General features: G+C 71.5%; 9 protein-coding genes. 8 read left to right on the plus strand and 1 reads right to left on the minus strand.

Annotation, left to right across the window (positions count from 1 at the left end; translation table 11 throughout):
- Nucleotides 1-70: 70 nt before the first annotated feature.
- From ACFY2X_RS35325 to ACFY2X_RS35355, 7 genes are all read left to right on the plus strand, one after another.
- Nucleotides 71-2,059: a hypothetical protein gene (locus ACFY2X_RS35325; protein ID WP_389947221.1), complete on the plus strand. Its 1,989-nt coding sequence runs from the start codon at nucleotides 71-73 to the stop codon at nucleotides 2,057-2,059.
- Between the two features lie 10 nt (nucleotides 2,060-2,069).
- Entirely contained in the window at nucleotides 2,070-2,834 is a 765-nt protein-coding gene (locus ACFY2X_RS35330; RefSeq protein ID WP_389947223.1) for a DALR anticodon-binding domain-containing protein, read from the plus strand.
- A 147-nt stretch (nucleotides 2,835-2,981) separates the two neighbouring features.
- A complete protein-coding gene (gene lysA / locus ACFY2X_RS35335) occupies nucleotides 2,982-4,364 on the plus strand; it encodes a diaminopimelate decarboxylase (protein ID WP_389947225.1) in 1,383 nt (460 codons plus the stop codon).
- A gap of 85 nt (nucleotides 4,365-4,449) precedes the next feature.
- Nucleotides 4,450-5,742 carry a homoserine dehydrogenase gene (locus ACFY2X_RS35340; RefSeq protein WP_389947226.1) on the plus strand — a complete coding sequence of 431 codons (1,293 nt, stop codon included), beginning with the start codon at nucleotides 4,450-4,452 and terminating at the stop codon, nucleotides 5,740-5,742.
- 42 nt (nucleotides 5,743-5,784) lie between these two features.
- The gene (locus tag ACFY2X_RS35345) at nucleotides 5,785-6,612 is read left to right on the plus strand and encodes a polysaccharide deacetylase family protein (RefSeq protein ID WP_389947228.1); all 828 of its coding nucleotides are present in this window, start codon (nucleotides 5,785-5,787) and stop codon (nucleotides 6,610-6,612) included.
- 104 nt (nucleotides 6,613-6,716) lie between these two features.
- Complete coding sequence (locus tag ACFY2X_RS35350) at nucleotides 6,717-7,826, plus strand: glycosyltransferase family 2 protein (RefSeq protein ID WP_389947230.1); 1,110 nt, start codon at nucleotides 6,717-6,719, stop codon at nucleotides 7,824-7,826.
- The gene (locus ACFY2X_RS35355; protein WP_389947232.1) at nucleotides 7,823-9,595 is read left to right on the plus strand and encodes a glycosyltransferase family 2 protein; all 1,773 of its coding nucleotides are present in this window, start codon (nucleotides 7,823-7,825) and stop codon (nucleotides 9,593-9,595) included. Before ACFY2X_RS35350 ends, ACFY2X_RS35355 begins: the two co-directional genes overlap by 4 nt.
- 232 nt (nucleotides 9,596-9,827) lie before the next feature.
- Here the strand turns inward: ACFY2X_RS35355 and ACFY2X_RS35360 are convergent, their stop codons facing one another.
- Nucleotides 9,828-10,625 (minus strand): SAM-dependent methyltransferase, encoded by a 798-nt coding sequence (locus ACFY2X_RS35360; protein ID WP_389947234.1) that lies wholly within the window; start codon nucleotides 10,623-10,625, stop codon nucleotides 9,828-9,830.
- A gap of 93 nt (nucleotides 10,626-10,718) precedes the next feature.
- Here ACFY2X_RS35360 and ACFY2X_RS35365 point away from each other — a divergent pair, with 93 nt between their 5' ends.
- Nucleotides 10,719-12,044 carry an MFS transporter gene (locus ACFY2X_RS35365; protein ID WP_389947236.1) on the plus strand — a complete coding sequence of 442 codons (1,326 nt, stop codon included), beginning with the start codon at nucleotides 10,719-10,721 and terminating at the stop codon, nucleotides 12,042-12,044.
- The last annotated feature ends 6 nt before the right edge of the window (nucleotides 12,045-12,050 follow it).

The following is a 12,050-nucleotide window of genomic DNA, read 5'->3' on the forward strand; positions in this document are numbered from 1 at the left end:
GTGCTGACTCCTCTATGTCGCGATTGACCAAAGGGTATCCTTTCGCCCGGCTCAGGAATCGGAGGACGACGTGGCGGGCGAGCAACTCGAAAGCACACGATCGGCGTTGCGGGAGGCCGTGGCCCAGGCGGAACGGGCCGCCGAACTGGCTCGGCTGCTCGATGCGGCGCAGGCCAAAATCGCCGAAGCGGAGCGCGCGACGGCGGAGCTGCGCGGGGTCCAGGAGCGTTTGAATCAGACCGAGGAGCGGCTGGAGGCCGTGCAGACGGCCGAGGAGAAACTCCGCAGGGATCTGGCCGAGCAGCGTTACCAGGCCGAGGTGGCGAAGTGGAAGCTCTCGTCGGTGCAGGTGGCCCGCTGGTCCCGGCTCGGTGACGCGATCAAGACGGGTAAGAGCAACCCGGTCCGGCTGGCGCGTGGCCTGCGCGGAGTGGCCAAGCCCGTCAAACGTCCAGTGGCGCCCAAGCGCCAGCCCGTCCCGAACAAGGTCGCCGACAGGCAGGCCCCGGGCGCGTCCTTCCAGGCCACCACGTCCGTCAGGACCGTCGGCGGCAAGTCGGTCAAGCTCAAGCCCTTCCGCGTCCCGACCGGCCCGAACACCCGTCCCCACCTGACCGTGGCCGTCGTCGCAGAGCCGCACGCCGAGGCGCTGCTGCGCTACGAGTGGCGGCAGACCACCGGCTTCACGCCTCACGACTTCCCCCGGGTGCTGGCCGCCGAGATCCCGCACCTGCTGCTGGTCGAGTCGGTCACCGAAGGGCCGTGGGCCGAGGAGCTGAGAGAGCCGGGTGAGGGGCTGCACGCGCTGCTGTCCTGGTGCGCGGAGCGGGGCATCCGCACGGTTTTCTGGCACACCCGAGGCGAGGCCGACCGTTTCGTGGCCGCCGCGAGGCTGTTCGAGCACATCGTCTCCGCGCTGCCCGCGTCCGTGGGAGCGTGGGGTGCCGCCCTGGCCTCGCAGGAGCCGCCGCCCGGCCGCCGGGCGCCCTCGCTGGGGCTGCTGCCCTTCGCCGTCCAGCCGCGCGTGCACAACCCGCTGCCGCTGGCCGGGGACCGGTTCGACCGGGTGCTCACCCTGGACGAGCTGCTTCCCGGGCACCTGTCGTATCCGGACGTGCTCACCTCCTACCGCTGGCCCAAGGCCGTGTACTGCCCGCCGGGCACGCCGGCCTGGCGGATGGGTGAGCTGGCCGCCTGCGGCACGCCGATCGCGGCCTCGCGTCCCGGGGACGCCGCGCCGGACCCCGGAGCGACCCCTCCCGCCGCCGGGGCCGCGGCCGAGGCCGGGACCGCCGCCGACGGGGCCGAAGCCCGCCGTGCCCACCTGGCGCTCCGCCAGGCCTACGCCTCCGGCACGATGAGCCAGAAGGTGGACGACCTGCTCGACGCGGTCGGGCTGCCCAGCGCGCGGGCCACCCTGAACATCTCGGTGATCATGATTGACCGGGGCGACCTCGACCACACCCTGGCCCAGGTCGCGCCGCAGAAGGGCGTCGTTCAGCTGGTGCTGCTGACGGACGCCGAGAACGCCGCCGAGCGGGCCCGCGCCGCGATGCCCGAAGGGGTGGAGGTCATGGTCCGCCGTGCCGGACCCGGGCTCACCATCGGCGGCCAGCTGAACCGGGCCCTCGACCTGTGCCAGGGAGACCTGGTGGCGGTCATGGACGCCCGGGACGTGTACGGCGAGCACTATCTGGCCGATCTCACCCGGGCCTTCCTGTTCACCACCGCCGACATCGTCGGCAAGGCGGCTTTCTACGCCCACCTGAGCGACGTCGCCGCCACGCTGCTGCGCCAGCCCGCCGCCGAGTACTCCTACCTCCCCGAGATCGCCGGAGCCACCCTGCTGGCCCGCCGTACCGTCCTGCGCGGCCTCGGCTTCGCCGACGTCTCCGAGGGCTGGGACGAGGTGCTGATGCGCCAGTGCCGTACGGACGGGATCAAGGTCTTCTCCGCCGACCGTTTCGGTTACGTCTGCCGCCGCGACGGCGACCGCTGGCTCCTCGGCTCGGCTCAGCTCGTCGAGTACGGCCCGGCCGAGCCGCACGCCCTCGTCTAAGCTGCCAGGCGTGACGCCCGGCCAGCTCACCGAGCTCCTCGGCCTGCCGCCGATCCCGCAGGGAACGTGGGCCGAGGAGGCGCTCTACGTCTCCCCGGCCGCGCTGCGCAGGAGAGAGGCGCCGGGGGAGCTGGCGGCACGGCTGCGCCCGCTGCCGGGAATCGCGGACGTCCGGGTGCGGGCCGACGGGTTTCTGGAGATCGCGGTCGAGGTGCCGGGGGAGCTGGTCACCGAGATCGGCGCGGATCTCCCGGAGGGCGCGGGCCCCGCGAGGGGCTCCGGCCTGCCGAAGGGGGCGGAGCTTCCGAGGGGAGTGAACCCCCTGGAGGGCGCGGGCCTCCCAAGGACCGCCGGTCTCCCGAGAGGTGCGGGGGTCTCGCCCTGGGACGACTTCCCCCGGACATGGAGCAACCCCGGATTCGTCGTGAGATACGCGCATGCGCGGGCGGTCGCCGTGCGGCGCTGGGCGGCTGACCTGGGCGTCGGCGGGGAGTTCCGGCCGGAGCTGCTCGACGGCCGGTGGGACCGGGCGGTGCTCAGGTCGCTGGCCGAGGTGCCCGGCAGGCGGGTGAGCCGGGATCCCGGGTGGGCGGCCTACGCCGAGCAGCTCGCCCTGGCCTACCACGACGCGTTCGAGCATGCTCCCGCGCTGCCTGTGGGGGACGAGAGGCCGTCGGCCCTGCACACCGCCCGCGTACGGCTGGCCCGGGCCGTACGGGAGGTGCTGGCCGAGGGGCTGGCGGCCCTGGGCGAGGCGGCACCGGACCGGCTGTGATGGATAGCGGTCAGATCATCGCAAAACGTAAAATTATATGGCTTAAGTTATTAATCGCACGAAAAATTCGCGTATTTCCGTATGATCGTGTCTCGCTAGGTGGGCACCTGTCTCACAGATATCACCGGGTCCGATAGCCTCGATCGGGTGAGTCGATTCGCCCACCCCGCCGGTGACCGGCACGCCGAAGTGCTGCCTGAGGAGCGCCCTCCGCACGCACCCGCCGACCTGAACGTCCTCGACCCGACGATCTGGCCACGAACGTCGAGCCGCACCGGCGGCTCGATCACGATCGGCGGCATGGACGTCAGGGACCTGGTCGAAGAACACGGCACCCCGCTCTACGTGGTGGACGAGGAAGACTTCCGTTCCCGGTGCCGCGACTACAGGGACGCGTTCGCCGGGGGCGAGGTCCACTACGCCGGCAAGGCGTTCCTGTGCCGTGAGGTCGCCCGCTGGATCATGCAGGAGGGGCTCGGCCTCGACGTGTGCAGCGCGGGTGAGCTCGCCGTCGCGCTGAGCGTCGGGTTCCCGCCCGAGCGGGTCACCCTGCACGGCAACAACAAGTCGCTCGCCGAGCTGGAGAAGGCCGTCGAGGTCGGGGTCGGGCGCATCGTGGCCGACTCCTTCGAGGAGATCGCCCGCCTGGGCTTCCTGGCCGACAAGCACGGCAGGCGTCTCCAGGTCATGATCCGGGTCACCGTGGGCGTGGAGGCGCACACCCACGAGTTCATCGCCACCGCTCACGACGACCAGAAGTTCGGCTTCTCGCTGAGCGCCGGCGCCGCCGCCGAAGCGGCTCGCCGTATCCTCGCGCTGCCCCAGCTCGAACTCGTCGGCCTGCACTCCCACATCGGTTCCCAGATCACCGACACCGCCGGGTTCGAGGTGGCCGCGCGCCGCCTGGCCACCCTCCTGGTGCAGATCAAGGAGGAGCACGGCGCCGTCCTGCCGGAGCTCGACCTCGGCGGCGGCTACGGCATCCCCTACGTCGAGGGCGACACCGCGCCCGACGTGAAGGAGATCGCCGACAGCCTTCGGGAGATCGTCGCCAAGGTGGCCGAGTCCGCCGGGCTGCCGGTGCCCAGGCTCACCGTCGAGCCGGGCCGGTCCATCGCCGGGATCGCGGGCGTGACCCTCTACGAGGTCGGAACGATCAAGGACGTCGAGGGGCTGCGGACCTACGTCAGCGTCGACGGCGGCATGAGCGACAACATCCGCACGGCCCTCTACGGCGCGGAATACACCGCGCGCCTCGCCTCCCGCGAGAGCGCCGCGGGGCCGATGCTCTCCCGCCTGGTCGGCAAGCACTGCGAGAGCGGCGACATGGTGGTTCGTGACCTGTGGCTGCCCCAAGATCTGGCCACCGGCGACCTGATCGCCGTCGCGGGCACCGGCGCCTACTGCCGCTCGCTCGCCAACAACTACAACTACCTCCCCAAGCCCGCCGTGGTCGCGGTCAAGGACGGGGCGTCCCGTGTGATCGTCCGCCGGGAGACCGAGGACGACCTCCTGAGAGGGCAGCTTTGACATCCGTTGAACGCCATTTCCCTCCGGCCGGGAGGCCGAAGCATCCTGGTGAGATTCCGGTGAACGAGAAAAGGGGTGCGAGCTGATGGCAGTGAAAGTCGCTCTTCTCGGGTGCGGTGTCGTCGGTTCCCAGGTGATCCGGCTCATGCACGAGCAGGCCGACGACCTCGCCGCGCGTGTCGGAGCCCCGCTGGAGCTCGTCGGCGTCGCCGTGCGGCGGCTGGGTCGCAGGCGGGACGCCGACGTGGATCCCGCCCTGCTCACCACCGACGCCGAGGCCCTGGTCAACCGCGACGACGTCGACATCGTCGTCGAGGTGATCGGGGGCATCGAGCCCGCCAGGTCGCTCATCCTGGCCGCGATGAACAAGGGCAAGTCGGTCGTCACGGCCAACAAGGCGTTGCTGGCCGAGGACGGCGCGACCATCCACGGCGCGGCCAAGGCCAACAACGCGGACCTGTACTTCGAGGCGGCCGTCGCGGGCGCGATCCCGCTGATCCGGCCGCTGCGCGAGTCCCTGGCCGGGGACCACGTGCATCGCGTGCTCGGGATCGTCAACGGCACCACCAACTACATCCTCGACAAGATGGACACGGACGGCGCCTCGTTCTCCGACGCGCTGGAGGAGGCCCAGGCCCTGGGATACGCCGAGGCCGACCCCACCGCGGACGTGGAGGGCTTCGACGCCGCCGCAAAGGCCGCGATCCTCGCCGGGATCGCCTTCCACAGCCGGGTGACGGCCGCCGACGTGCATCGTGAGGGCATCACCGAGATCACCGCGACCGACGTGGCCAGCGCCAAGGCGATGGGTTACGTCATCAAGCTGCTGGCGATCTGCGCCCGCTCCGAGGACGGCCGTTCCTTCGGCGTCCGGGTGCACCCGGCCATGATCCCCAGGACGCACCCGCTGGCCGGCGTCCGCGAGGCCTACAACGCGGTCTTCGTGGAGGCCCAGTCCGCCGGGCAGCTCATGTTCTACGGCGCGGGCGCCGGTGGTGCCCCGACGGCGAGCGCGGTGCTGGGCGACATCGTGGCCGTGGCCCGTAACCTGCTGGCCGGCACCCGGGGTCCCGAGGAGTCCACCTACGCCGACCTCGTGGTGCACCCGATGGGTGAGACCGTCACGCGTTATCACGTCTCCCTGGACGTCGCCGACAAGCCGGGCGTGCTCGCCCGGGTCGCCGACATGTTCGCCAAGCAGGACGTGTCCATCCAGACCGTCCGCCAGGAGGGCCACGGCGAGGACGCCCAGCTCGTCCTGGTCACCCACCGGGCCAGTGACGCCGCGCTGTCGGCCACCATCGAGGGTCTGCGCGAGATGGACATCGTCCGTGACGTGGTGAGCGTCATGCGGGTCGAAGGTGAGGACGCCTCATAGGTTTCAGCTCATAGATGTCCCGGTGGGGCGTATGGTGCTTCTGTGTCTTACATCCGCCCCCCGGGTCGTCCGCTCGCCCTCGTGGCCGTGCTCCTCTGTCTCGGGCAGGCGGCTCAGGTCTGCTTCGGGCAGGTGGCCCAGGCCGGGAGCGGCACGCCTGAGACGGTGGTGGCGATCGGTTTCGACGATGGCGACGCCACCCACGTGGCGGCGGCGCGCATGCTCCAGAAGCGGGGCGTGCGGGGGACCTTCTACATCAACAGCGCGACCCTCGGAAACGAGGGCAAGCTGACCCGCGACCAGGTGAAGGCCATCGCCAGGGCCGGTCACGAGATCGGCGGCCACACGCTGAACCACAGCCGTCTCACCGAGCTCACCTCAGACCTCCAGCGCGAGCAGATCTGCGACGACCGCAGGGCGCTGCTGGGCATGGGCTACAGGGCCACGACCTTCGCCTACCCGTTCGGCGCGGTCGACGCCGACGCCATGCGCACGGCCGCGCGGTGCGGCTACAACGCGGCCCGCACGGTCGGCGGGCTCAAGCACTGGAACTGCCCCTCCATCTGCCCGTCGGCGGAGGGTGTTCCCCCGAAGAACCCCTTCCGGGTCCGCACGCCGGGCTCGGTCCGGGACGACACCTCGCTCAAGCAGATCAAGCAGTACGTGCTCAACGCGGAAAAGAGCGGCGGCGGGCTCGTCCCCCTCGTCATCCACCGCGTCTGCGACGACTGCGGCCTCTACTCGGTGCCTCCGAAGGTTCTGGACGACTTCCTCGTCTGGCTCGTCGCCCGCGAGAAGCGCGGCACGACGGTTCGCCCGCTGGGTGAGGTGATCGGCGGCAAGGTCAGGCCGGTGCCCGCCGACCGCTGACCGCGACGGGTCAGGAGAGGGTAACCGTTCAGGCTTGGCTAGGGTAAGGCGTTTGTACCGGCAAAAATCGCTCAAACGTACTGATCAGGCGAGGAATCACCCTCATGGCAGCTGTCACCGAACTTGACCCGCAGGGGGCCGGGCTGAACCCCGCGGGTTTCCTGAGAACCCCTTCCAGGGATGTCGCGGACGTTCGGTGGGAGCACGGCCGCTGGATGGTCGAGGACGAGTCCCTCACCGGGCTGCGGTCGCTGCGCGGGCTGCGCGTCGGCTGGCCCCGAGATCCCGTGGACCTGGCCGCGCTGGCCGACCTCGCCGCCGCGGGCGTGCCGCTCCACGCGGAGGAGACCCCGGAGTGGGCCGTCCGGGCCGACCCCGCGCTCGCCGGGCTGATCACCGCCGGAGACTGGATCGCCCAGACCCGCCACGGCACCTCGCGCTGCACCGCCGACCTGCGCCGGGAGGAGCACAGCGTACGGCTGCGCCGCCACGGGCTCGCACGCCGCGCCGCGGCGGTCACGCCCAAGGTCAGCGTTGTGATGTCCAGCATGCGTCCGCACCTGCTGGGGTCGGCGCTCGCCCAGATCGCCCGGCAGCGACGGGTGGAGGTGGAGGTCCTGCTGGCCCTGCACGGCGTCCCCGCCGGACACGAAGAGGTACGGCGGGCCCTGGCGGAATTCGGCGGGCAGGTCACGGTGGTCGAGGCCGGTATGGCGACCCCGTTCGGAGAGGTGCTCAACCAGGCCGCGGCCAGGGCGAGCGGCGAATACGTCGCCAAGTGGGACGACGACGACTGGTACGGCCCCGAGCACCTGTCCGACCTCCTCCTCGCGAGGTCCTACAGCGGCGCGGACATCGTGGGCACCGCGGCCGAGTTCTTCTACCTGGAACCGCTGAACGTCACGATCCGCCGCACCGACTACACCAGCGAGGTCTGGTCCGACCACGTGGCCGGAGGAACGATCCTGGTCGACCGGGCCGGGTTCCGGGAGACCGGAGGATTCCCCGCCCTGCCCCGCGGGGTGGACGCCGCCTTCCTGAAAGCGGCCCACGCGGCCGGGGCGCGTGTCTACCGCACGCACGGCCTCGGCTACGTACTGCGGCGTTCGGTGGGCGCCGAGCACACCTGGAGGCTCCCGCTCGCCCACTTCCTGCGCGTCGCGTCGAACCAGTGGCGCGGCTTCCGCCCGAGCCTGATTCTGGAAAAATCATGACAGCACGGATCACCGGCAACGACTACCGGAGCCTCACTCCGCCGGAACTCGGCGCCTGGACACCGTCGCTGCGCGTCAGCGTGGTCGTGCCCGCCTACGGCGGCCAGGACAAGCTCGACCTGACACTGGCCGGGCTGGCCGGGCAGACCTACCCCGCCGGGCTCACCGAGGTCATCGTGGTGGACAACGGCAGCGAGCCGCCGCTGCGCCTGCCCGCGCTCCGCCCGGAGGGCACCCGGCTGGTCGTCTGCCCCACCCCCGGCCGGGCCCACGCCCGCAACGCCGGGCTCCGGGCCGCCACCGGCGACGTGATCCACTGGCTGGACTCCGACGTGGTCCTGGACCGCCGGTCGGTCGAGGCGCACATGCGCTGGCACCACGCGGCGCCGTACCTCGTGGTGACCGGTTACCTGCGCTTCACCCCGGCCGAGCTGCCCACCCCCGAGGCGGTGGCCGCAGCCGGCGACCTGGCCGAGCTCTTCGAGCCCGCCGAGCCGCACGCCTGGCTGGTGGACCTGATCGAGCGGACCGACGGCCTCACCGGCAACCCGCACCGCGCGTTCAGCCTGCACGTGGGCGGAGCCACCTCGGTCAACGCCGCGCTGCTGGCCCAGGCCGGGCCGATGGACACCGAGCTCATCCTCGGCCAGGACACCGAGATGGGCTACCGGCTCGCCCAGGCGGGCGCGGTCTTCGTGCCCGAGCCGCTGGCCCGCGCGTTCCATCTGGGCCCCACCATGCGGATGCGCGGCAAGGCCCCGATCGACCGGGTCAGCCACGCGTTCGTGGCCGACCGGATCCCGGCCTACCGGTGGCTCCGTTCCCACCCGGCCAGGCAGTGGAAGGTGCCCTATCTGGAGGTGGTCGTCGAACCGGCGGCGAGGCCGGGCGGGGAGAACGGGGAATCCGCGGGCGGCCACGGATACGACGAGGTCCGCGCCACCGTGGACGCCGTCCTCGCGGGCACCCTGCCCGATGTGGTGGTCACCGTTCCCGGCCACTGGGACCGGGTCAGGACGGAGGGCCGCGCACCGCTCACGAACCCGGACCTGGACCTGGTGCTGATCCGCGGCCACTACGCCCACGAGCCCCGGGTGCGGTTCACCCTCGGCTCCCCCCATGCGGCGCGGGCGGCCGTGCCGTACCCGCCGAGGGAGGAGAGCCGGCCGGAGGCGGAGAACGCCGCGCCGTCCCCGGCACCGGCGGAGGCCGCGCCGTACCGGCTGAGGCTGCCCGCCGGATGGGTGCCGGAGCAGGACACGCTCGCGCGCCTGCTCGACCTGGCCAGGGACGAGGGATACGGCCTGATCTCGGTGCTGCTGGCTGAGACCCCGGCCCAGGGGATCGTCGCGGCCAGGCTGGAGCGCACCGCCGCCTTCGCCCGCGCCGCGATCGTCGCGGAAGAGGGCGAGGACCTGGACGACGCCGTGGAAGACACCTTCGGGGTGCTCTGGGTGGACGGCGAGACCTACGGGTTCCTGCCCGAGGCCCGGCCGCTTGACGGTCGCCGCAGCGCGTACCGGGCCAGGGCCGAGGCGGAGGCGGAGGTGGCCCGCCTCATGAAGGAGGCCGAACGCCTCCGCGGGCAGGTGACCAGGTGGCGCGACGAGGCGAGCCGCTGGCGCAGAAGCGCGGTCGAGTTGCGACGCGAGGTCGGCGGCCTGCGCAAGGAACTGGGCGCGGTCAGGAAGAACCTGGCCGCCGCGGAGAAGGTCGTCCAGTACGGCTTGTTGGCCTCCGTCAGGCGGGCGATCGTCCGCCGCCGCTGACGGTTTCAGGGCAGGTCGTGGCGGATGGCCTGGTCATCTCCGCCAAGCGGTGATCGCCCGCCTGACGGAGGCCTCCGGCCTTCTTCCGGGCAGGCCGTACCGAACGGCCTGCCCGTCCTTCGTCAGGCGGGCGATCGATCGCCGTCGGCGGCCTCGGGGCTTCTCCCGGGGCAGGCCGTCCGGCGCGGTGTGCTCTCTGACCCTCCGCCGAATCCCTTCCGCCAGATGGGGATCACCTGTCGTCGGTGACGACTCCGACCCCGCCCAGGAAATACGACGCGATGCCCTTGTAGGGCACCACGGTGCCGGGTTCCGGGCGCCACTCGGGAAGGTTGACGATGCCGGGCTCGACCACGTCGAAGCCGTCGAACATGCGGATGATCTCCTTGCCCGTCCGGGCGACGAAGGGCGCGGACGCCCGGTCGTACGCCTGGGTGACCCCGTCGGCCGCCGCGGGCCGGGCGTCGATCGCGACGTGGGACAGGGCCAGATGGCTGCCGGGTGCCATGGCGTCGCGGAGCGTGGCGATGATCCCCTCGGGGTCGTCCTCGTCCGGGATGAAGTGCATGATCGACAGCAGGAGAATCGCCACCGGCTGGTCGAAGTCGATCGCCGCGAGGACGTCCGGGTTGTTCAGGATCTCGCCGGGACGGCGCAGGTCCCCCTCGACGATGGTCACATTCTCGTTCTTGCCCAGGATCGCCCTGCCATGGACCAGGACGGTCGGGTCGTTGTCGATGTAGACGACCCGGGCGTTCGGGGCGACCTGGTGCACGTTGTTCTGGGTCGGCAGGCCGGCCCCGATGTCGATGAACTGGCGGACGCCCGACGCGGCGATGAAATCGACGGCACGGCCGAGGAACGCGCGGTTGGAGCGGGCGCTGTGGCGGATCTCGGGGACGACGGTCAGCGCCCTCTCCGCGGCCTCACGGTCGGCGGGGAAGTTGTCCTTGCCGCCCAAGTAGTAGTCATACATGCGGGCGACGTTCGGAACGTTTATCTGAATGCCCTTGGGCACCTGGTCGGTCACTCACGGCTCCCCGGTGGCAATAATTCCGGAATTATCGAGATCATATATAGAAGAGCTCTGGAGAAGCGGCCCCTGAGCTGACAAGATCGCCGCATGGTCGCATCCTCCCCACGCCGAGTCCTGGGGCTCGATCTCGCCGACGGCATCGGCCGCGGCAACATGTGGGCCTGCATGTCCATGGCGTTCGCCGCGACCATGATCATCTCCTTCCTTCCGGCGGCGCAGCCGTACATCCTGGGCAGCGTCCTCGGTGTCGCCAAGGCCGACCAGGGCAAGGTCGTCGGGCTGCTGGGCGTCGCCGCCGAGATCACGATGATCGCCAGCCTGGCCTGGTACGGCGCGCTGGCCGACCGGTTCGGTCGGCGGCCCATCGTGGTGGCCGGGTTCGCGCTGTGCGCGCTGGGCGCCGCGCTGTTCCCGTTCGCCGGGAACACGACCGTGCTCGTCGCGCTACGGGTGGTCTTCGCCCTCGGCGTCGCCGCGCTCAGCGGAATGCTGTCCACGGTGGCCGTCGACTACGTCCGCGACGGCTCCCGGGGCAGGTCCTACGGCCTGGTCGGCCTGTTCAGCGGCCTTGGCGCGATGGTCGCGGTCCTCGGGCTCGTCCGCCTCCCCAAGATCCTGGAGGACCGAGGGATGGCCCCGGTCGCCGCCGCCCGCGTCTCGTTCCTGATCATCGCCGTGGCCGTCCTCGCCGTCGCCGCGCTGATGTGGTTCACCCTTTCCCCGGCCAGGGTCGGCGCGACCGCCGAGCGCGTCCCGCTGACCCGTCTGGTCAGGGAGGGCATCGTGCTCGCCCGTGACCCCGGCGTGGCGCTGTCCTACGCGGCGGCGTTCGTCGCCCGCGCCGACCTCGCCGTTGTCGCCGGTTTCATGTCCCTTTGGATCGTCGACCACGCCACCGGCGAGCGTGGCATGTCGGCCGCCGAGGCGCTGGCCCGCGCCGGAGCCGTGGTCGGCATCGCGCAGACCGTGGCCACGGTCGCGGCTCCGCTGTTCGGCTGGCTGGGCGACCGGATGCGACGCCAGGACGTGGTCATCCTCGCCCAGGCCGTCGCGGCGCTGTCCTACTTGTCCACGTTGCTGATCAGCGACCCGCTCGGCTCGGGGATGATGCTGGTGGCCGTGCTCGTCGGCCTGGGAGAGATCGCCGCGATCACCACCGCCGGTCCGCTGCTGGCCCAGCAGGCCCCCGCCGGCGTGCGCGGATCCGCCTACGGCGTGCAGACACTGTGCGGCGCCGTCGGCATCCTGACGGTCTCCGCCCTCGGCGGGATCCTCTACGACGCCTGGCGGCCCGCCGCGCCGTTCGTCGTGTCGGGCGTGTCCGGCCTGCTCGTCGTCGCCTTCGGGCTGGTGGTACGGCGGCGCGTCATGCCCCTGCCGGAGGAGCGCGAGAGCGTGGTCACGGTCGGCTGACCTGGT

It is taken from the genome of Streptosporangium sp. NPDC000396 (assembly GCF_042898655.1).
Taxonomy (GTDB): Bacteria; Actinomycetota; Actinomycetes; order Streptosporangiales; family Streptosporangiaceae; genus Streptosporangium.

Bases quoted from the DNA above. Each gene is read 5' to 3' on its own strand.
- ACFY2X_RS35340 (WP_389947226.1), top strand. From the start codon at position 4,450: ATGGCAGTGAAAGTCGCTCTTCTCGGGTGCGGTGTCGTCGGTTCCCAG.
- ACFY2X_RS35350 (WP_389947230.1), top strand. From the start codon at position 6,717: ATGGCAGCTGTCACCGAACTTGACCCGCAGGGGGCCGGGCTGAACCCC.
- ACFY2X_RS35355 (WP_389947232.1), top strand. From the start codon at position 7,823: ATGACAGCACGGATCACCGGCAACGACTACCGGAGCCTCACTCCGCCG.
- ACFY2X_RS35365 (WP_389947236.1), top strand. From the start codon at position 10,719: ATGGTCGCATCCTCCCCACGCCGAGTCCTGGGGCTCGATCTCGCCGAC.